Consider the following 23,020-nt stretch of genomic DNA (forward strand, 5'->3'; position numbering starts at 1 on the left):
TTTGAACGTTCAACTAAATCGACATCTGAACGTTCAACTAAATCGACATCTGATAAATCATAAATGGCTTTCAGGAGTAAATATTTGAACATACGAATGGGTGGAATCGCATTTCGACCATTATCCAAACAGTACTTTGATTTTAGTTCGTCTAATATAAATGAAAAATCAACCAGTTCATTGATCTGGCGAAGAATATTATCTTTTGGAATTATTAAATTATATAATGCCATATACGGACTTAAGTTCAATGTTTCTTGTTTAGAAATCATAGTCGCACCACCTCGAGTTGGGTTTTCTTTATTATACTCTTGAGAGGAAATTGAATGAAAAGAAAAAACGATTGGAGAAAAAAATTCTGTTTCTCCAATCGTTTTAATATTATGTTGGACTTTTTCAGTGACCTCGTATCCTGCCGGAGTCATCTTTTAACATCCATTGCTTTCATGGGTGATTGCAATGATCTACAGTTTTCTTTAAGTACTGTGACGATGCAAGAAACTCGTTCAATAGATTGAGATGGTATTTCAAGGAAATGTTATTAGCAAATGGCAGTATGAGCAACGGGTAGACCGACACACCATCCAATAAGTAGTCAAGGCCGTCATACACGAAGACGCGCGTATAAATGGGACGTCAATCATCGATTAAGAAGCATGGTAAACGAGTTAACAGGTGTAAAGGTTACCTATGGTTACGATGAATTCAGTAACCTCGTTTGGTCCAATGAAGGCGGTCAATTTGATTTCTTACACCGTAGTGTCGATATGTCGGGAATTTGTATGAAACGAAAGAAAAGACAAATCGTGTCTATGGTGCCGGAAGTAGATTGCTTGATACGAGAGATACAACATTTTCTTATGATGATGAAGGGAATCTCGTTCAGAAAGTTGAGAAGAACGGTGATACGTGGAAGTACGAATATAACGGAAATGGGATGATGTCGAAGGTCATCAAACCAGACAACACAGAAGTTACTTTCAAGTATGACTCGCTAGGTAGACGAATAGAGAAGAGTTCTGACGAAAAAACAACGAGATTCATGTGGGATGGAAATATTATTCTACATGAATATTCAGAGAATGACTCAACTGAACTAAAAAGCGATAATCTAGTTACATGGATATTTAACGACTGGTTTGTACCTTCAGCTAAAATTACCAATGAAGGTAACTACAGCATTATTAGTGACTATCTAGGAACTCCCGTTGAAGCCTATGATGAACAAGGTGATAGGGTTTGGTCAGCTGAGCTTGATATCTACGGTAAAGTGAATGAATTTACAGGTGAGAAAGACTTCATTCCATTCCGTTATCAAGGGCAGTATGAAGATGTAGAAATAGGATTATATTATAATCGATTCCGATATTACGACCTGGAACAAGGGAATTATACTCAAGTAGATCCAATTGGACTTGCTGGTGGAAACCCTACTTTGTATGGATATGTAAATGATCCAAATAGATGGATAGATATATTTGGATTAAGCAAAGGTTCTACAGCACTAGATAAATCATTAGGAGGAATAAAAGGAGATGGAATGCAAGCACATCATCTTATACCTGAGTTAACATGGGATCGATATGCTAATTTCTTAGATAGTATTGGGTTACCAAGAGAAATGAGAGATCATTTTACAAATGGATTATTAATGTCAGATAGCCCTGCAAATGCAAAAATTCATGGGCAAAAAGTGTACCACAGATCAAGACATCGTAACTATACCGAGATGGTGGAGACAAAGTTAGATAAAATATACAAAAAGTTTGAAAATGAGAGTATTAATGCAAAACAAGCAAAACAGTATGTTGAATCTCTACAAAGAAGTCAAAGAAAGAAAATCATTTCTGGAAAAATAAAAACTAAAACACCTTGTGGTAGATTATCATAAATGAAAGAGAGTGTTGTTAATGGAAAATATTTATGCAATTTTTAAAAAGAAAGAGAAGTCATGCCCTACTTTATTAGAGGGGATATTGCATACGGAATTCTTTGAAAATGATCCATTTGAAGCAAGAAAATCTGATGCTGGGGAATGGAGAATCACAAAAAATATAAAAACAGAATTACCTAAAGAGTTATGGTTTGTTTCAAAGGATAGAAATTATGCGTTTGATTTGAGATGGGATAGTCAAGGTTTTTTCATAACATCAGAATTTCTAAATTTATTATTAAAATTTGGAATCAATAATTTTCAATACACTAAATTGCACATGGTTAACAGGCATAAAGAAAGTATATCGTCAAAGGAATATTATTATGTGCGATTTTATGATAGGTTAGAAGATGTAATAGATATGGAGAAATCAAATATTGAATTTTATAGGCAAGATGGTAGTATAAAAAAAATATGGGATTTACAGCTGAAAAAATCAAATACTCTTTCAGATGTTTTTCTAATAAATAATACTAGCCTTTCAAGTATATTATTTTGTTCAGAAGAATTTAAAAAAGAAGCTGAAAAACTTAAATTGAAGGGTATAACCTTTGTTCCGTCTAATGAAGCTGATGTGTATAAACCTTAATATTTTAGAGATTATTATTCAGAAACAGTGATCTGAATAATAACAAAGAACCGTAAGTAGTAACAATTTTTCTAGCTAAACACCAGGGGTAGTTTGAATTTATCTTAGTTAGTTGAGTATATAAGATATGAGATTAATACTCGTGGTTATACTTGGAGTAAAATTTAAACCAACATTAAAAGAGTAGCATGAATCTTAGAAATCGGATTTTATTGCTACTCTTTTTTGTGAAGGAAATTTATTTTACAAATGTTATTCAAAGTTAAACATGGTGTCCTTTACAATTCTATTAATTCGGTTGCTACTTAGTGGAAACCGGGAATCAATAATGTTGCTATGTTAAAAAGACTTGATTATTACAAATAAAGTTAAAAGGGAAAATAAAATCTGGAGAAGTCCTAAGGGGGGAAAGAATTATGCAAGAAAATTGGTTAGTCAATGAGGATAATCTTAAGGTTCGTAAATTAAAAAGTGAAGAAATGGATGAAATTAGAAGCTTATCTGATTTGAGTCAGGAAAAATTAAAAATAGTAGATATTGATGATTATTTAATGTCACTCGACAATATTAAATTAGCGTTGTCTCATTATAGAGATAATAAATTAATAGAAGAAGTTGAAGAAATAGCATTTGAAATTGGTTCATTATATGGATCCATTGTAGAAAAAAAAATACGGTTGGAAGTGGAGGCATATAGAGAAAAATGATAATAGGGGCTATTGTGTAGTCTCTGAGGATGAAAAGTATTGTTGTCCTGTGCATAACTATATCTATACCATTTTGACTGATACAGAGAAAAGTAACAATGTTAAGTTATTGTTTAATATGCTGGAAGTTATTCATAAAGAGAAGGAGAGGGGCTTGTATAATTTTATCAGTTAAGAGCTTAATACGATACTATTAGTATTTACTTTTATTTTCAAAACATATGTAAAGAGGAATTCAAAAAATCTCCTTTACATATGTTTTTTTTGTTAGGAGTGAAATTGTTTTTTTGTATAATTAATGCAAATCACTGCTTCTCGATTAAAGCAAAAAAATTGGATAGCATCAATGCAGTACAATGAACTCGGCCAAGAGATTGAAAGAATCTTACCAGGAGAAGTCATCAGCAAATGGCAGTATGATGTAACAGGTAGACCAACACATCATCGAATAAGTAGTCAAAACCGTGATACACGAAGACGCGTGTATAATTGGGATGTCAATCATCGATTACGAAGTATGGTAAACGAGTTAACGGGTGTAAAAGTTACTTATAGTTACGATGAATTCAGTAACCTAGTGTGGTCCAATCAAGGCGGTCAATTTGAGTTTTTACACCGTAGTGTCGATGATGTCGGGAATTTGTATGAAACGAAAGAAAAGACAGACCGAGTCTATGGCGCCGGTGGGAGATTGCTTGAAACGAGAGAGGCAACCTTCTCTTACGATGATGAAGGTAATCTAGTTCAGAAAATTAGGGATAATGGCGATGTGTGGAATTATGAATATGATGGTAACGGCATGATGTCCAAGGTCATTAGACCAGACAAGACAGAAGTTACTTTCAAGTATGACGCGCTAGGTAGGCGTGTTGAGAAGAGTAGTGAAGGGAAGGCTACTCATTTTGTGTGGGATGGGAATATAACTCTACATGAGTGGGTTGAAAGTAGCTATACTTGTGAACCTAGTATTTTGAATGCATCTTCAAACACAGAAAACATGGATGAAAGTCTTATAACTTGGATTTTCAATGAAGGTTCATTTGTTCCTTCTGCCAAAATTACAAGTAAAGGGATTTATAGTATTATTAGTGATTATCTAGGTACACCTACTGAAGCGTATGATGCTGAAGGTAAAAAAATTTGGTCAAGTGAGTTAGATATTTATGGTCAGATAAAAGAGTTAACCAGTGACAAGGATTTTATACCATTCCGATATCAAGGGCAATACGCGGATGAGGAAACTGGTCTTTACTACAATAGATTTAGATATTACTCACCAATTGAGGGAATGTATACACAAAAAGATCCGATTGGGCTTAATGGTGGTTTGGTCTTATATGGATATGTACAAGATACAAATAATTCTATAGATATTTTCGGTCTTTCTTGTACAAAAGAATTAAGAAAGAATATGAACAAAGCTAATCGTGAGTTAAGAAAGAATCAAGGGTACATGAAACGTGCTTGGCATAAGTTTAAAGGTTCAGCAGCTCATCATATTGTTGCTGGAGATCATTCAAACTTACATGCTTAAAGAGCTAGAGATGTTCTGGAAAGACTCAAGATTAATGTCAACGGTGCAGATAATGGAGTTTATTTAAAACATATGGATCCAAATAGTATACAACCTGGTGCTTATCATAGAGTAATTCATACCGATGAATATTTTAAAAATGTTGCTAATAGGTTGGAGTTTGCTGAAAGTTTAGGTGGGGCAAAAGCGAGAGACGCAGTGATAGCTGAGCTAGAGAATATAAGGAATGATTTATTATTCAATGTTAAAATTTGGTGATTAGAGGTGTTGTTTATGAAAGTATATAGATTTGAAAATGACTATGATTATAAAGATTTAACTTTTTTGAATAAAGAAGATGTTCGTCTTTTTTCAACTTTTAAGGGACAGAAGATTAATCAGGATTGGAATGAAGAGATTTTTGGTATCTCAGAAGATAAACATACAAGAGGAAAATTGTTAGATTTTGATTCACGATGTTATGGAGCTACATTTATAATAAAAAAGAAATTTGAAAAGCTTTTTATTGAAGAATTTTCTGATATTATAGAAATCTTCCCAATAAAAATCAAAGGCATTTCAGAAGAATATATATTTATAAATGTAACTAATGTGGTAACATCAATTAATTTTAATGGCTTAGATTTGCAAGAATCTCTTGCAATGATGCGAAGTACAAACATCAGATTTAATTTAGAAAAGATAGAAAATGAAACTTTATTTAGAGACGATAAAGTTAGTTCAAACTATTATTGTACACAAAAGTTTATAGATTTTATTGAAAAAAACGGAATTAATGGATTGTGTTTTGAAGAGGTAGGAACAGCTACATGAAAATCATCAATGAATATCATTGGATCATGTAGTACTGCAAATACGAACTTAGTCTTACTAGATGTTAACGATTGTTTGGTCATGTGCCCAATCACTATATGGATATAAATAAGGAAATCTTTATTTATGAGGGTTAATGAAGGATAGTTAGAAAGGGCTACGTGATATTTTTAAGCTAATAAATTCTTTGTTTGGCATGCTCTTTTGTCCGCTGTGACAGAAGGGCTTTTTTATGTGCCCGGCATGTGCAACAAACGCCACATTTTTAGGATACAAAACTTGATTGGAAAATTGGACCGAGAATGAGCGAAGTCTGGCAGGATTGGTTCAGAGAATTCAACGTCCTGGTGATCGTTGGATAGCGTACCAGCATGATGGTCTAGGAAATGTCATTCGTGCTGATTATTACGATGATACTTGGGAAACGTTTGGCTATGACAAAAATGGTTCGTTAATTGAGACTGAAAATGAGCATGTGAAAGTAAAACTGGAGCGAGACCCATCTGGACAAGCGATCAAGGAGTGGCAAAATGACCATTGGATTGCGAGTAGCTATGACGAATTAGGAAACCGTTCACAGATTACGAGTAGCCTGGGTGCAAAAATCGATGTCGCTCGTAATGAGATGGGAAATGTGTCACAAATCACAGCCTCTCGCTCAGAGCAAGCACATTGGACAGCGTCAATGCAGTACAATGAACTTGGTCAAGAGATTGAAAGAATCTTACCAGGATATGTCATTAGCAAATGGCAATATGATATAACAGGTAGACCGACACACCATCGAATAAATAGTCAAAACCGTGACACACGAAGAAGAGTATATAATTGGGACGTCAATCATCGCTTACGAAGCATGGTAAACGAATTAACAGGTGTAAAAGTTACTTATGGTTATGATGAGTTTAGTAACCTCGTGTGGGCAAATCAAGACAGTCGTCAATTTGATTTCTTATATCGCAGTGTCGATGATGTTGGGAATTTGTATGAAACGAAAGAAAAGACAGATCGTGTCTATGGTGCCGGAAGCAGATTGCTTGAAACGAGAGAAGCAACTTTCTCTTATGATGATGAAGGTAATCTGATTCAGAAAGTTGAGAAGAACGGTGATACGTGGAAGTACGAATATAACGGCAATGGCATGATGTCTAAAGTTATCAAATCAGACAACACAGAAGTTACTTTTAAGTATGACTCGTTAGGTAGACGAATAGAGAAAAGTTCTGACGAAAAAACAACTAGATTCGCGTGGGATAGAAATATTATCCTGCACGAGTATTCAGATAATTATTCAGCTGAACTAGAAAATGATAGTCTAGTCACATGGGTATTTAATGAAGGGAACGTACCTTCAGCTAAAATTACGAATGAAGGTAACTACAGCATTATTAGTAACTATCTAGGAACGCCTGTTGAAGCCTATGATGAACAAGGTAATAGGGTTTGGTCAGCCGAGCTTGATATCTATGGTAGAGTGAATGAATTTACTGGTGAGAAAGACTTTATCCCATTCCGTTATCAAGGGCAATATGAAGATATAGAAATTGGATTGTATTATAATCGATTTAGATACTACGACCCGGAACAAGGGAATTATACTCAAGTAGATCCAATTGGCCTTGCTGGTGGAAATCCTACTTTGTATGGATATGTTAGTAATCCTAATGCTGAGGTAGACTTATTCGGACTTGCACCTTGGAAAAACGGTGGATTTATTGAGTGGTTTAATAAAGCTACTCCAGAGCAAGTTTCTCAACATATTCAATCTGTTAAAAGAGCACTACGAAATGGCGGAGGTTTTCATGAGATGTTTCCTGTATCCATTGCTGTAAAAGCGAGGGAATTAGGATTCTCAGCAGAGGAACTGTTGGAAATGGTAGTTCCTTTAAATGGTGATAAAAAAGTATTTTTTGAAGGTATATTGGATGGAGATGGTAATACTATATCAGGTAAACATCACAGTAGTAGTGCAAGTAAGAGATTCCATGACACGTTAATTAAACAGTTAAAGAGTGCTAAAACGAAGGAAGAAGCACTTGGAATAATCAATAAAAATCATGATAATCATATGAAGATGAGGTGTAAATAACAAATGAATTATGGAGAACAAAACACATCTAAAGTGCATATTTGGGTAGGAAGTAATTTTGAGAAGGATTTTGAGGAGTATTTTGAATTAGACTATAGAGAAGATGTAGAAATAGGAGATTTAGATTATAAAATCTGTGGTTTTTGTAAAGATATAGGGGAAGTATTTTACGATGAGGACTGGATTGGATTTACACAGCACTCACAAGAGATAGACTTAGATATTCTGATAAACCAAGATGAATTATCAGTTACGGAAGAAAATATAACAAAAATTAGAGAGATTTGTATAAAGAAGGGCGTTGAAAAAGCGAATGCAGCGTTTTGGTATTATGATGGTGATATTATGTTCAAAGATAAAGAAAAGCTTTATAATAGGCTAACTTATATTGGAGTGTTTGCTGCTATTTAGTGTTTAAGTCGGAATAAACCAAAAATAATCTAAAATAACTGGGTTATACGAAGCGGTAAAGCATTTCTAAAATAAAATTCAAACCTACATCAAAAGAGTGGCATAAATCTTCAGGCTCTATTATTTGGAAGGTGATATTTTGAATTATGAAAGTAAAACTATAAAACTTGCTATGAATGACGGAAAAATATTTGATGGTATTTTGAAACTATATGAGGAATGTCCAGATGATGAAGAAATGGTTTTAATAGAACTATTAATATTAGGTGACACAATAAGTTTCAAACATGAAAACTTTTTCCTAGCACTTCAAAGCTTGCGACAACATCTAGAGGATAAACATATACAGATTATGTGTAATGGGGCTGCGTTAAATGTTTATCCATCTACAATGCAGCTATCTATGGGTACCGGACGTTTGGCATATAAAGTGAAATTTGGAGAACCAGCTAAATTAAAAGATGTAGTTGACATATTTGAGTTTGATAATAGTTTGAGGTTTGTAAAAATCGAAGAACAGTGCAGCTACTATATTAGGTGGTTAAAAAGTTTAGAGGGTTAGGTTTATTGGTTAAAGAAGAGTTTTTACTAGTGGTTTATTGTACCTTTAGATTTTTTTGGGGGCTATATTATGGAAATTTATTTTTATAAAGTAAATGAGGAATATGGCTGTTTCTTGAATTTTTCTCCTCATGGTTTTGAATCAGATGTTTTTTTGGAATACAAGTGAGCATTATTTTCAGGTCCATGTGGGATTTGAACTTGAGGAGAGAATTAGGCTTTCATTATCACATTTGAAACCCTAAAATGGAACGTGATAGGAGAAACCCACTTAAACAAAAACAACTAAAAAATTAGGGAAGTGTACAAGATGATAGAAAAAGATTACGAGATGATTGTAAAAATATTCGAGGAATATCGTTCCTCATACAATGTGTTGCATCATCAAGTTGAAGACGTTGAAAATGAAACGATTATTTGGAGCAATTCTTATCTAGAAATATACCCATATCAATATGAATTAGATCAATTACCAAAACCAAAAATTTATAAAAAGGAACCGAAATCTAAGGAAGGAATTGTAGTGAATAAGTTGAAAAACAATGAACTGTATTTTTCTTATGACGCTGAAAATAAGGGGTGGGGGAGTTATTTCATAATAAATGAAACTGAAAAGAAAATCTGTCTTGGATTTGAAAGTAATAGGGCTGGTGAAATGGTTTTAAGCCAAGTGTATTATATAATATATGAAGGATCTGTGATAGAAAAAAGATTGTTCTACACAAGGGACGATGATACGAACGAAGAAACGTTTATGGTTGACAGATATTCATATAATGACATTTCGACTGTCCATACTATTATTAGAGACGGTTTCTTTGGAGAAAAAATGAAAATTTTACCCACAAGGACATTTAGATTTGAGTATGTAAATGGAGATGTACGTATTTACTCGAAACAATTGAAAAAAAATCTAAAAGTTGTTGAAGATCTATTGTATACCTCTAGAAAGTCAAAAAAAAATTAAACAGCGACATCAGAGACAGGTAATGCGAAACTAGGGAAATTCAGATTAGGGTATCAGGTATTGTAAATAGCTGATGCAGTGAGCTCTAAAATTAATCATTCAAAGTATAACTGCTAAGGTGTTTTTGTTTGATACCAAAACTAGTAAAAAATTTGCAAAACATGTGTAAAGAAGGTGCTCTAAAGCGCTTTTTTTACATGTGTTTTTTTGTAAAAAACTTACTTCACTAGTCGCATAATTCGATAGCCTAGAACCTAGCTATATCAAGGGCTGGCTAACATATGGTCAAGGCTATCATGTCGCCACTCCCTGTATAGTTGTAATATACAAAGGAAAACAAAAATGTACTTTATTAAACAAACATTTTTGTACATATTTATTTCGACTTTATACGATAAAAATGGATTGTTAGTATAAGGATAGTAGTTTTGAATTTTTAAACTAAGTTGGGGTTATTAAATAAAGTTTCAAAAAATCTGTAAAGCATTGAAATAATTACGCTATACGGCTATGTTTGCGATCCCATTCGAATGATTGATCCATTAGGTTTACATGAAACTTTGGCAGGTACAGTTAATAGGAAATCCAGCATATAAGTTTGCAACGAAAGATGCTAAGGTTCTTATACAGGTGAAATACCTAAAAGTGCTTATGCTATTCATAAAAAGGGAAGGTGTCTTTAAATTATGAAAATAGATTATCGAAGTGAAATCGATAAAATTAGAAATTCTTTAAATAACTACTACAATGAGCAATTCAAAAGTGAAGAGGAAGAGTACATTGAAAACAAAAAGGTCAAAGAACAAATAAAAAAATTAATAATTCAAGTTTATAATGATAGGACTCTGTCTGAAGCGGACAGAGGGTATATAATAAAAGTAGCGGTAGAACTTCTGGCAAAAAATACAGGTTGTGCAGAAGACGAAGAGATTGCTGAAGATATTCTTGATAGTCTTTTTTATGATATGAAAATACTAAGTCAGGAAAATATTGATAATTTTTACGAGCAATATTCCTGCAGAAGATGGCATTAAGGACTGGATCATTCTCAAAAAAGTAGACGTCAGTTTAGAAAAGTAAAAACAAAGCCTATGTACAAATAGAAAATAGACTCGCCATGACTTTTCATTTCATAACGAGTCTATTTTCTATGAATTTTGTTTTAGCGATGGGTATTAAGTATTGAAAATTAGGTCTTTTGAAAATGTCTTATATTAAAATAGGTTCAGGTATTTTGACTCGGAAATGGGTATGTATACTCGGTAAGATCCGATTGGACTTATGGGTGGCATGCGTCTTCGTGATACAAACTTTTTGGTATTATGAAGTTTTTTATGACATCACAAAGTTTAAAGTGAATCATGAAGAAATATCTGAAAATATAAAAAACATTTTTATGAGTTATTCAGAATTTTTTTGTCTTCCTTTTTATGAAATTGATTCATATCTAGATCAAGTGTATTTTTTTCGTTTTCCAGTTAAAGAAGGACATCAAGACATTATTTGTAGTCAGCTTTTTGAGTATTTATTGAAAAGGACAAAATAAATTTGGTTAAACTTTTATGACTTGATATGGATATCCAAAAGATATGCCCCAATGAAATCATAGGCTGTCACACCACAAACAAAAAAATCTATATGAGGTAGAAGTTATGAGAAGAGAGTTGAAAATATTACCTAAAATCGGAATAAATGAAGTAAAGCTTTCTATGCCATCATCAGACTTAAACAATATCATAGGTGAATTGGATAAGAAAAATGTCAATGGAAAAGAGTTTTTTCAATATCAAGATGATTATATATTTCATTTTCTAGATGATGTTTTAGTAAGTATTTCTGTAAGTAACCCAAAGATTATTTTCTTGAATACACAAAAAATTGATTTAATGAATGAATCAAAGCAATTTTTATTCAAAGAAAATCCATATTTTGTAGATGGATGTTATATATTTCCTCAGTACAACATGTCAATTTACGGTTTAGATTATCCCGATGATGGAATTCAATTAACAATTTATTCAGATAACCAAAAAAATATTTACGAGAAAAATATAAAAATAGGTTTTCAATTCAGAAGTATTGATAATCAGCTAATAAACTTAAAATATGAAATTACTCCGTATCAATCTGTAGGATTATTAAAATTCGGCATGCAGCCGAGTGAAATTGAAAAAATATGGGGAAATCCTTTAAAAATAAGCAAGAATAATAAAAAGGGTATAACTACTGAAAATAGGACGAATAGTCAAGCAATTTATAATGAAAAAGGACAGTTAATTCAACTAGCCTTAAATTGTAAAGAGGAAGTTTTTATTGATAATAACTAAATTGGATAGTTTAAAAAATGAAGAGTATTTTATAAACAGAAACTATAAAATATATTTCAAGTTTGGAATTGCATTAGATAATTTAGGTAACCTATCATCTAATGATTTTGTTTATATTTTTTCAGAAGAGATGATTCCTTACTGGAAAGATATATATCGCCCGTTAATCTAACGAATCATCAGAAGTGATAGGAATACTTCGCCTCTAGTTGTTAATTGCAAAATAAAAATGCAGAGAATTGTAACTTTACTTAATTGCAATTCTCTGCATTTTCGTTAAAATCTAACTTATTTTGTATTTTACTATTTTCAACATTACTATCTTGTCTGTTTGTTCGATCAAGCAAGAAATCAATACTGACATTGAATTAATTAGTATTTGATTTTATGTCTGAACATCTAATCATATCAGAAAAGAATATAGAAGAGGCTTGTAGATTGTTTCACCCTGTCAATCTTGATCGGAAAGAAAAACAGAAGGCGAGTGGCGAACCCATCCTTGGAATGAAGCTGGAATAGGAGAACTAAAAAGCAGCGGAAAAGTGAGTGGTTATATAGGGCACCACATTACTAATTATAAAAATGGTGCTTAAGGTAATGCTTGGAAGGGAGATCCAAGGAATATTAGATTTTTACCTAATGCTAAACATGTTGAAGAATATAATGAACATTTATATGATGAGAGAGGTCATAGAGGAAGTTATACCAATGCAACTACTGGTCGACTAATTGATCGCCAAGCAATGATAGATAGACACAACAGTGGAGGGAGCTGTAAAAAACGATGAAGTACCTAGCTCATTCAATTTCTAAACATGAAAATGGCAGTAAGATAAGATATTTAGGAACGTCTACAGAAACGAATCAGGAGTTAAAAAAATTTTTTAAACGTCCTCTTTTAAGTCAAGCACTTTTGAAATGGTACAGTGAGTTACCAAAATCTAAAGACATAATGTTTTATTGGACTAACGACTTCTATATAGTTGGTATTGAAAATCTAATGGTTGCATTAGAAGGTTACAGGTTTATTAGAGAAGATAAATGTTGGATAGATATATCAGAGATAACGAAATGGAATAGCAATTGGATCATTATTTCCAGTTGGAGTGGAAATCCAGTGATTGCAGATATAAGTAAAGTTGAAACTCCAATTTATTATGATTATGTTGGAGGAGAATTTTCCCCAAAACTCTTAGTGAATTCTTTGGAGAAATTCGACTATTTTTTGTCTGTTTGGCTTGATAAACATGATGATAGATACTATAAAAGCGGAGAATATCAATCTAATTTTTATGAGTTAATGGAGAAAGAGTGGAATATTAAATTAAATGATGAAGAAATTCGAAATATATGCGAATTTCTCCCTATTGCAAAATCAAAAGAAAATTTTGCCCCAATTGAACAACGAGTTAAAGAAAAAGTAAAAAAATATTATGTGTATCTTGATGATCCAGGTGAAAATAAATCAAAAGTGTTCTTAGCATTAAAAAAAAAAACAGGAATATCATTTGATGAAATTCGAAATCGATTAAATAGAAATGAGTTTCTAATAGCTGAGGGGTATGGGGAAAATACTTTAGTTTTAGCTGACTATTTTATTTCGTTGGGTGCAAAAGTAAGAACTGAGCAGAAATAAATTATTCTAATGAATTCTACCGACGAGATTGACGCTAATGCAAGCGTGGAAGGATAAATGGCAAAAACATCCGGAAAATCATTATGTAGAACTTAGAAAAGTAAAACGAAGAGGGGCTGTCAACTGACAGCCCCTTAGTTCATTTTATCGAGAAGAATCCTGAAATTATCGATTCATTTTGCGAGTTTATCGAGTACTCACTATATGCGGTTGATCTTCATCTAAGCTATGCATTTTTGGATTATTTTTTAAAACCTAAATAAGTAAATGACCTCCAAACATATTCTAATGGTCCGAAGCGGAATTTGGATAACCATAGCTTACTAATAATGATTTGGAAGACAAAAATGACAATGGCGATGATGATGGCTGTCGTTAAGTGGAGTTTTCCATAAACGCCGAATGCAAATGGTCCAAATAAAAATGTACAAATGATAGATTGGCCGATATAGTTTGTGAATGCCATTCTGCCAGGGAACGCTAACCACTGTAAAAATTTCTTCCCTTTCACTGTGTGATAAATAAATATCAAGCTAATAGCATAAAAGATGGTTAGGAGTGGTGAGCTAATATATTGAACAGCTGAAAAATTTTCTAAAAGGAAAGGTAAGATCCAGCACAATGTTCCACCAAAAATCAATGTTAGCAACCACGTAATGAAAAAGCCTTTTCGATATTCTTTAAAACGGTGAAGCCATTTTTTCTTCGCAACAGCTGCTCCGAATAAGAACATTAGTAAGTACGGAAGATTTGTAAATAAATAAAGTATAGGGTTGCCTAGAGAAAGAACATATAATCCATTACGCATTGTATAATAAGTTCTTTCCATAAAATTAGCATTCATTAATTCTTGAATACTTCCATTTTGATGGGCATCTATCGTAAATTGCATAAGCTGACGACTTTCCTCTGACATTGTCATTGACATCATCGTAGAATCGGTGGATAGAGCTCCAAACGTAAATAATCCAAAATATAAGCTATATAAAGTTACGCTAATGATTAACATAACATTAGGTTTTAACTTATGCATGAAAAGGAGTAATAACCCCAAGATTGCATAGTCTGTTAAAATATCTCCGAACCAAATGAAATAAGCATGGATACAACCAAAAATAAATAGCGCAATAAGTCGTCTAAAATAAATTCCCCAAAAGTTTAGTTGCTTCGCGGCTGCCCTTTCCTGCATAATGACCATTCCAAAACCGAACAGCATAGAGAACAGCATGACAAATTTTCCATCGACAAACATAGTAATAATAGTACGAACTGTATAATCAGCTTGATTCCAAAAAGAAGTCCATTCATTTTTAAAACTTAGGTCTTCCTGCATATAGACCGGATAAAGGAACCAAACAATATTCGCTAATATGATTCCTAATAATGCGAACCCCCTTAATACATCGAGTGTTTCAATCCGCTCCTTGGCAGATATAGGTGAAAGCTTTTGCTTCATATAATCATCCTTTTTCATTGTTATTTTGTTTTTTCAACAGGTGCCTACTGATGAAAAAACGTTGTTAATGACACTTTAAATTATAATTATCAGGATTTTATAAGGGGAATTAAGGAAAAAATTTGCGGAACATGCCTCCTCTTCTCTTTCTTCATCCATATATGTTGAACGAGAAGAAAAGAAACTGAATTATTTCCGTTGAATTTATTGACAGAAATTCACAATGTGAATATGGCTGAGTATTGCGAAGATTAGTTCATTTTGTGAAAAATGCTACATAATCTATTATTTTTTAGCGATTAATAGAAAATATTGTTGATTAAATGTAATGCGATAGTATAATGAAGGTGTAGTTACATTTATGGTTATTAATTCCTTGTAAAATAATTGGTAAATGTAAATTGAAGCTCGATGTTATGTGTACCTAGAAAGTGTAACTATAAAAACTAATGAAATGAGGAGATTTTATGATTAACATTATTCAATTTTTAGAGCAAAATCCATCGTTGATAACTTTGTTAAAAGAAAAAAAAGCCTCTCTAGTTGGTGTTACAGAACTTGAACAAAAAGCAATTCTGGAATCTTTTGATGAAGTGCTATATGTAAACAGTCGCCTTTGGTACTAAGTAATACTAAAAGTAAGTGGTTTTGGCTTGCTATAAGTATTTATTTAATAATGGGTCTTTACTTACTTTATGTAACTTATAGCAAGCCTTTTATAAATATCGAGCTTAAGGAGAAAAACGGAGAATGGTTAGTGGTAGATTCTTATTATAAAGATTGGGCTACTAAACAACAAATAGAACCCGGAGATATTATTATAAATGTAGATGGAACTGAGATTAATAATATTCCTAATTTAAAGTATGATTTCGTATTACGAGCAGCCAATGATTTAACGATAAAGAAATCGAATAGTAGTTTAATCCATATACACATAAAACCACTAGATATTCCCCAACAATTTTATTATTTAATAATAGCACCAACTTGTTATTTTTTTCTTACTCTTATAATTTCTCTATACTTGTATTTAAATCAAAAGAATAACCCTTTAGTGAATATACTAATATTTTTTATACTAACTGTCTCACTAGCATATGTTAGTATAGGCGCGGCAGGTATATTGGATAGTATTGGGATTATAATAAATCGTAGTAGTATGCTAGTTTGCTTAGTCCTATTAATTCATTTTCTTAGGAAATACTTTTTGTTTTTGAATTTAAAATGGATTTTTATTGACAATATTAAAGTATTTTATTTACTTCCGCTAATGGCTGTTTTTTTAAGCGTTTGTAGTATTATATATCCTTTTATCAATCCTATATTCTCTAGTTTAACCCTTTGGATATTTTTTATTTTGCTAACTGTAATTCTATATATATTGGGAATTAGTTACTTAATATTTAAAACACCACAATTAAAAATCTTATTAAGTAGTATCATCATCCCATTTCTACCGTTTCTGTTTCTATATGCGTTGCCAGAAATAATCTTCAATAAGCAAGTGCTCTCTGCGGAAATTAGTTCATTATTTCTTATGTTAATACCGTATAGTTTTATTTGTACACAGCTCACTGAACGTATATTTGATATGGAGTACTTCATTACCCGTTTGCGCCATTATTTTAATTTTTCATTTGTTTTTACAATTTGGCTGTTAATGGGTCTTTATTGGCTTACTGATATGCCTATTTCAAGTATGGCGGAATTATTCTTTTTTGCCTTCTTATCATCAATCGCACTTTTTTACATTAAAGAGAAAATAGATTATCATAAGCGAAAAATTCTTTTTTCAACAAAAGGAGATTATATCCATCGATTGTATACAACTGTTGATAGTATTGGTAGGGTTGTGAAGATTGAGGACTTACTTGAGAAGTTTGTTCAAGAAATTGCTACACACCTTGAGATCAAACATGTAAACGTATTAACCTATGATTTACAAACACATCAAATGACTTCCACAAGCCCATCGAAAGAATTTACTCAAAATCAAATTAACGAAATATTACTTGAGAATCTCACCTTGGGGGATATAAAGAAAACGGAGCATTTTTATATTGCTTTTATTCATCAAGATATGAATTATAAAAGAATATTAGTTGTAGACCATAATAAATCAATTTATCTAAAGGATGAGGAGTTATTATGGCTTGAATTATTGCTTTTATATGTAAATAATTTTATAGAAAATACGAAAATGGTGGAAGGTCTGTTAGAACAGTTAAAGCATATGAAAGAGGCTGATAAAAGTCAGCTACCATGGCTTAATAAGCTTCTTTGGCTACGATTTGAACAAGAAAAATATCAATTAGCTCAAGAGCTTCATGATACGGTTTTGCAAGAGCAGCTACATATTGCGCGAGAAATGGATGTATGTATTCATGCGAAGAGGACAGCGGATATTTATGTGAACCTTACTAAGATTCATGATCATATGATTGCATCGTTGAATGATTTAAGAGGCTACTGTGAAAATTTGAAGCCGCCATTATTAGATACACTAGGCTTAAATGCAGCACTTGAGAAGTTTATTCAAAAAATTCATAAGCGTGCTGATTTTGTTTTAATTTACACAATTGACCGTCTATATTTAAAGGATGAGCGTTTAAACTTGATGATTTATCGGCTTTTCCAAGAGTTAACGAACAATGCCATGAAACATTCACAGGCCAATATTGTCGAAATTCATCTATTGGAAACTGAAGATGGCTTTGAAATTATTTATTCAGATGATGGTGTAGGATGTAAAATGGATGAAATTATTGTTTCTGATTCAATGGGGATCAGAGGAATGCAAGAGAGGGTACAAGCTTTTAATGGCCAGTTTTCTATCAATACCAATGTAGGAAGAGGAATGTCTATACGAATTAAGGTAAATGAAAGGGATTATTCTCATTCCTATGGCAACGATAGATGGCTAACTCTTAGTAGAGAATAATATATGAATAGAAAGATATGAACCATTTTCACACCTCCTAATCTTTTTGTATTGTGCAGAATTCACAGTATGAGTATGGATTGGGAGGTTTTGCTTTGAAGTTTATTTATATAAGTGGAGGGTAATATCTTCAACATAACGATGAAATTGATTAAAAAGGATAGTCGTTTATTAACTCCAAGCGGATTAGGCGATTCATCAGGTAAGGAAAACCTATCAATAGAAAGAATGATTAACCATTCTAGTAAGGAGAAACTCACATGCTATTAGAGGAACGGTTAAGTAATTGGGTAGATTCTTATAATCGAAATGGTTATTTGAACGGTACTTTATTAATTGCATCTAATGACAATATTCTTTTAAACAGAGGATTTGGGATGGCGAATTGGGAACATAGCGTTCCAAATGTGCCAACAACAAAATTTCGTATAGGGTCACTCACGAAAGCATTTACAGCGATGGCTATATTTCAATTGCATGAAAAGCAAAAATTGAATATTGATGATTGCGTAGGAAAGTATCTACATGATTATCCGAATGGTCAAAAAATAACAATCTATCATTGCTTAACTAATAGTTCCGGAATACCTAATTATACAAATGCCCCTGATTTTTGGTTTCGCAGAATGAGACTGCCATCCACATTAGATCAGCTAATTGATTCCTTTAAAGAAAGGGAATTAGAGTTTGAACCTGGTAGTAAATTTGGCTATTCAAATTCAGCGTATGCGTTGTTAACGGCAATTATTGAAAAAGTTGCAGACATGTCTTATGCAGATTACATACAGCAGCATATATGCCATCCATTAGGTATGTATCATACAGGTTGTGATGATGGAATAAAGGTGATTCCAGGTTTAGCATCTGGCTATTCATTTTGGGAAGAACCAATTCATTCAGCGTTTGCGGATATGTCATTTCCATTAGGTTCCTACGGTATGTATTCTACAGCAGAGGATCTATTTATTTGGGATCAGGCATTAAAATCCTCCAAAATCCTTTGCAAGGAATTAACAGAGAAAATGTTGACTCCAAATCTTGGATCCTATGCTTGTGGCTGGATGGTCTCTGAAGCAAGGGGGAAAAAATGTGTGCATCATTTTGGAGATATTAGCGGTTTTTCAAGTGATTTTCTTAGATTTATTGATGATCAAGTTGCGATTATCTTTTTAAGCAATATGAGCGTTACACCTGTTATGCATTTAAGTAGAGAGATTGCAAAGGTTGTTTTTGCTAAAAATGTATCTTCGCCAGCACCTGCAGTTCCGATAGCGTTCATAAAGAAAGATTCTATCGTGGGGCAATATGTAATAGAAAATGAAGACAAAGTACTTAACATTACTATTAAAAATAATGAACTTTATTTAACAGTCCCTAAGATGTATGGAGCGTTATATAAATTTAAGCTTATACCATTTAGTCATGACACTACGAATACGGCTTTTTTAACCGAGATGATTTATGAACGATTGATATTTTATTATTCATTATCAGGGGAAATAGAGCGTGTGCATTACGTCGATTGTTATGAAAAAACTTATATGCTTCATAAGCAATAAGTTTAGGCGGGCATCAATATTATTTTTGAGTGTACAAATCTAAGAAAGAGACATCTCGTAGGAAGGTCATGATATAAAGAGCTTAAAGATGATGCTGAAGCATGGCAAAAGGCATACAATATACTGACGAAAAAATTGGAAAAAGCTATATGACAAAGAAATCTGTAAAAAGGGGGAATTTAGCAGAGAATTACTGTTAGATTTCTTTTTTTGTAGTATGGAAATCAAAATATTATTATTTCCCGTATTGGAATAGGGAGGAAATACACGTTTTAGAATTATTCAATAAAATGAAGAGAATTATTAAGAATGTAACCGATATAATTCAATAGATGATAGAGGAGGTATGAAAATTTGAATAAAAAATTACTTTTCACAGCAGCAGCCATTCCAGTAGCTCTTATTGTACCAACAGTTGCAGGAGCGGCGGGATCCAATACAGTTTCCATCACAGGACAAAATATAGTAAATGAAACTTTAAAAGCTTCTATCGAAAACTTACCAGCAAATTCGATTGTCAAAGGTTATCAATGGTACTATGTAGATGGTTCCAATGATTCAACAAATAAACCAATCTCTGGTGCAACGTCAGCGTCATTTACAATACCAGTAGAAGCAGCAGGCAAAGCAGTTTTCGTGGAAGCGACTACAACGGAAGGCCAAAAGTATAAGAGTGAACCCCGTTCGATTAAAGAACTAAAACTTTCAATAACTGAACCTAGAATTGATAGTAGTTCAAACTATGCAGTACCTGGTGAATTGGTACAAGTAGCGGGTGCAATTGTAACCGATGATGCTGGGGCGAAGTTACAAAAAAGTCAAATTACATATAGCTATCAATGGTTTTATAAAGTTGGTGAATCCTTCACAATAATTGAAGGGGCTACAAACGACACATACAGAATTCCTAAAGATGCTTTAGAAAAAGGCATGAAAGATATCAAGGTTATAGTAAAGGCGAAGGTAGGAACCTCTTTAGTAGAATCTGTTGCTTCTGATGTAATAACAGTATCTAATGAACCATCTATATCAATGATTGATGAAATTAAAACTCTACTAATAAATGACAACAAATATAATGCAACAACTCTTGAATCTTTTAAGGCAGAAGTAACGGCATTAGAAAGTAAATATCAGGCACTATCACCTGCAGCAAAGGCGAATGTGACAAATTATGATGTATTAAAGAGAGCAGCTACGGATGTAGAATTAGTAAGCAAGTTAAATGAGAAAGTAGATAAGGTTAAAGAAGTTAATGAAAAAGATCTATCAAAATATTTAAAAGACATTGAAGAGGCCTATGATAAGTTTGATTTATTACAACGTAGCTTAGATCTAAATGATGCCTTATACAATAGCATTAAAAACATTTTGAAAGATCCGACAGATATCAATGAATTTAAAGAAGTTAGAAGACTAAATCAGGCAATTGTAGAATTATTAACATATGAAAATTCTTTTGCGAAGTATGTACCTACTAGCATAGAATCTTTACAAACAGCAGTTGAAACAATTGAAAAGGATATAGCAAAATTATCTCAAAATTACCGAGCAACTGTTCAAAATCAATCGATTTTAAGTGATGCTAAGTCGGATATTAAAAAGATAGAACAATTTATTAAACTTTTCGATAAGCTGTCAGAGAAAGATTCACCTAGCAAACAGGTGACTACAGCAAAATCAATACGTACGTCTTATGAAAAGTTAACGTATAAACAACTTCAACTTGTCCCAGCAAAATATAGGAATACTTTACTTCAAGCAGAAAACGCAGAAAACAGTCAAATTGACAGTTTAAATATCGAGATTGACAATTATGTAGGCGATGCAGATGACAGTTACCCAATTGATCCGTCAGTAACTACTTGGCAAAGTCATGTTAATAATGTAAACCGTATTATTAATGAATATAAGGGCCTAACGAAAAACTCAGCGGCTAAAATTGTCGGATATGATAGCATGATAACTTTACAAAAGGATTTTAAAGCAGCTGAAAAAATTATTAAGGACATGGACGCCTATAAAAAGCTATCAGTAACGCCAGGGGTAGCTGAAAGTAAGTTGAAAACTAACTACACAAATGTATTGAAAGCTTATAATAAGTTAACTAGTTTACAACAGTCACTTGTTTATAATGCAAACGATTTTTTATTGAATCCACCGACTATTACAGTTGATTTAAATGGTAAGGAACCTGCTGATAAAGCTGCTGCATTGGCTTTAAAGGCTGATGTTGCTAAGCTTGCTGATGTAACAAAATATACATTTGCACAATTTGAATCTGCTGTTAATGCAGCAACTACAAAATATAAAAACCTATCTTCCGCTGGACGAAAGTATGTAACAAACTATTATTTATTAACAGCTGCTAGTAAAGATCTTTCTGGGGTGAAGTCATTCCATAAAAAAGTGCAAACCGCACGAGAAGAAACAGATGCTACGAAGCAAGCAAAAAAAATTCAAACAGTACAAACTGCTTATGCAAAGCTACCTGCAAATCAACAGTATTTAGCAAAACAGCAATATGAAGATTTGCTCAATAATCGTATAAACGATGGGAATGCACCAGATAGCACTAAATTAAATAATGAAATTGCAACCATTGTCTCAAATGATACGTATACAGTTTCAATGGAAAGAATTAAGGAGCTTTCAACTCAATATAATAAGCTGAGCTCTAGTGATAAAAAACTTATTACGAATGCTGCCATCTTAACAACTGCAGTTTCCGATGTGAAAAAAGTAGAATCATTTATAAAGACATATGAAAAATCATTTAATAGTAACCCATCAACTGTCATCAAAGCTTTTGATAAGCTTACATCAAAACAAATGAGTTTAGTAAGTCCAGAAATACGACAATCTATTATTGATAAAGATAAAGGCCAACAACAGTCTAATGAAATTGCTTTGAAATTAGTAGAATCCATTAATTTACTACTTGTAAATGGTGAATATATTGATGACTTGGAGACGAAAGTAAAAGAAATTCGTACAGCATATGATGGTCTTAGTTCTTCTGAAAAGAGTGTCGTGAAAAATTATTCTAAGCTAACTCAGGCCGAGAGCGATTTGAAAAAGGTAGCAGAGGTTCATGCTCTTTACGTACCAGCTACGGAAGAAAATGCAACAGCTCGTAAAGCTTGGCAAACTGCATATGGTAAGCTCTCGAAGAAATTAGAAATTTTATATAAGAAAATGTATGAAAACGATTTATAAAAAATAGTTTAAACCTAAACCCCGGATAATGAAATTTATTCGGGGTTTTAGTGTGTGTGCATGGAATGAGGATGTCGATAAAAATTAAAAGTTGGGTGATAAACGTGAAAGTTTATCGATAAAATTCAAAAGTTGGGTGATGAAAAGTAAAAGTTTATCGATAAAATTCAAAAGTTGGGTGGTAAAACGTAAAAGTGTTCCGATGAAATTCATAAGTTGGATGACATTATGTTAAAAAGTATGTCATGTGGATAAGCTGATTGCAGCACAGG

19 protein-coding genes are annotated in these 23,020 nt (G+C 32.6%); 17 read left to right on the plus strand and 2 right to left on the minus strand.

Going from position 1 to position 23,020, the window contains the following annotated elements; translation table 11 throughout:
• Positions 1-425: transposase (locus AC1DCY_RS21040; protein WP_477353356.1), on the minus strand; the 425-nt coding region annotated here is incomplete at its 3' end.
• 353 nt (positions 426-778) lie between these two features.
• On the opposite strand from AC1DCY_RS21040, the gene AC1DCY_RS21045 reads away from it, so the two are divergent.
• From AC1DCY_RS21045 to AC1DCY_RS21105, 13 genes are all read left to right on the plus strand, one after another.
• Positions 779-1,891: an RHS repeat-associated core domain-containing protein gene (locus tag AC1DCY_RS21045; protein WP_477353357.1), complete on the plus strand. Its 1,113-nt coding sequence runs from the start codon at positions 779-781 to the stop codon at positions 1,889-1,891.
• A gap of 19 nt (positions 1,892-1,910) precedes the next feature.
• Entirely contained in the window at positions 1,911-2,525 is a 615-nt protein-coding gene (locus AC1DCY_RS21050) for an Imm43 family immunity protein (protein WP_477353358.1), read from the plus strand.
• Between the two features lie 416 nt (positions 2,526-2,941).
• The gene (locus AC1DCY_RS21055) at positions 2,942-3,232 is read left to right on the plus strand and encodes a hypothetical protein (protein ID WP_477353359.1); all 291 of its coding nucleotides are present in this window, start codon (positions 2,942-2,944) and stop codon (positions 3,230-3,232) included.
• 346 nt (positions 3,233-3,578) lie between these two features.
• A complete protein-coding gene (locus AC1DCY_RS21060) occupies positions 3,579-4,766 on the plus strand; it encodes an RHS repeat domain-containing protein (RefSeq protein ID WP_477353360.1) in 1,188 nt (395 codons plus the stop codon).
• 15 nt (positions 4,767-4,781) lie between these two features.
• Positions 4,782-5,024: an AHH domain-containing protein gene (locus AC1DCY_RS21065; protein ID WP_477353383.1), complete on the plus strand. Its 243-nt coding sequence runs from the start codon at positions 4,782-4,784 to the stop codon at positions 5,022-5,024.
• A gap of 15 nt (positions 5,025-5,039) precedes the next feature.
• Positions 5,040-5,579: a hypothetical protein gene (locus AC1DCY_RS21070; protein ID WP_477353361.1), complete on the plus strand. Its 540-nt coding sequence runs from the start codon at positions 5,040-5,042 to the stop codon at positions 5,577-5,579.
• A 283-nt stretch (positions 5,580-5,862) separates the two neighbouring features.
• Positions 5,863-7,668 (plus strand): RHS repeat domain-containing protein, encoded by a 1,806-nt coding sequence (locus AC1DCY_RS21075; RefSeq protein WP_477353362.1) that lies wholly within the window; start codon positions 5,863-5,865, stop codon positions 7,666-7,668.
• Between the two features lie 3 nt (positions 7,669-7,671).
• On the plus strand, positions 7,672-8,079 hold the full coding sequence (locus AC1DCY_RS21080) for an immunity 22 family protein (protein WP_477353363.1): 408 nt from the start codon (positions 7,672-7,674) through the stop codon (positions 8,077-8,079).
• Between the two features lie 139 nt (positions 8,080-8,218).
• Positions 8,219-8,641, plus strand: coding sequence for a hypothetical protein (locus tag AC1DCY_RS21085; RefSeq protein WP_477353364.1), 423 nt, complete (start codon positions 8,219-8,221; stop codon positions 8,639-8,641).
• 309 nt (positions 8,642-8,950) lie between these two features.
• On the plus strand, positions 8,951-9,607 hold the full coding sequence (locus AC1DCY_RS21090; protein WP_477353365.1) for a hypothetical protein: 657 nt from the start codon (positions 8,951-8,953) through the stop codon (positions 9,605-9,607).
• Between the two features lie 686 nt (positions 9,608-10,293).
• On the plus strand, positions 10,294-10,641 hold the full coding sequence (locus tag AC1DCY_RS21095) for a hypothetical protein (protein ID WP_477353366.1): 348 nt from the start codon (positions 10,294-10,296) through the stop codon (positions 10,639-10,641).
• Positions 10,642-11,259: 618 nt separating this feature from the next.
• Positions 11,260-11,934 carry a hypothetical protein gene (locus AC1DCY_RS21100; RefSeq protein WP_477353367.1) on the plus strand — a complete coding sequence of 225 codons (675 nt, stop codon included), beginning with the start codon at positions 11,260-11,262 and terminating at the stop codon, positions 11,932-11,934.
• A 784-nt stretch (positions 11,935-12,718) separates the two neighbouring features.
• Positions 12,719-13,570, plus strand: coding sequence for a hypothetical protein (locus tag AC1DCY_RS21105; RefSeq protein ID WP_477353368.1), 852 nt, complete (start codon positions 12,719-12,721; stop codon positions 13,568-13,570).
• Between the two features lie 241 nt (positions 13,571-13,811).
• Here the strand turns inward: AC1DCY_RS21105 and AC1DCY_RS21110 are convergent, their stop codons facing one another.
• Complete coding sequence (locus AC1DCY_RS21110) at positions 13,812-15,026, minus strand: DUF418 domain-containing protein (RefSeq protein WP_477353369.1); 1,215 nt, start codon at positions 15,024-15,026, stop codon at positions 13,812-13,814.
• A 467-nt stretch (positions 15,027-15,493) separates the two neighbouring features.
• On the opposite strand from AC1DCY_RS21110, the gene comX reads away from it, so the two are divergent.
• The 4 genes from comX (at position 15,494) to AC1DCY_RS21130 (ending at position 22,748) form a co-directional block, all read left to right on the plus strand.
• Positions 15,494-15,652 (plus strand): competence pheromone ComX, encoded by a 159-nt coding sequence (comX, locus tag AC1DCY_RS21115; RefSeq protein WP_477353370.1) that lies wholly within the window; start codon positions 15,494-15,496, stop codon positions 15,650-15,652.
• 131 nt (positions 15,653-15,783) lie between these two features.
• On the plus strand, positions 15,784-17,970 hold the full coding sequence (locus AC1DCY_RS21120) for a sensor histidine kinase (RefSeq protein WP_477353371.1): 2,187 nt from the start codon (positions 15,784-15,786) through the stop codon (positions 17,968-17,970).
• 260 nt (positions 17,971-18,230) lie between these two features.
• Positions 18,231-19,529, plus strand: a complete 1,299-nt coding sequence (locus tag AC1DCY_RS21125) for a serine hydrolase domain-containing protein (RefSeq protein WP_477353372.1) — start codon at positions 18,231-18,233, stop codon at positions 19,527-19,529.
• Positions 19,530-19,883: 354 nt separating this feature from the next.
• A complete protein-coding gene (locus AC1DCY_RS21130) occupies positions 19,884-22,748 on the plus strand; it encodes a hypothetical protein (RefSeq protein WP_477353373.1) in 2,865 nt (954 codons plus the stop codon).
• The last annotated feature ends 272 nt before the right edge of the window (positions 22,749-23,020 follow it).

The sequence above is a fragment of the Lysinibacillus sp. 10T31 genome (assembly GCF_056394365.1).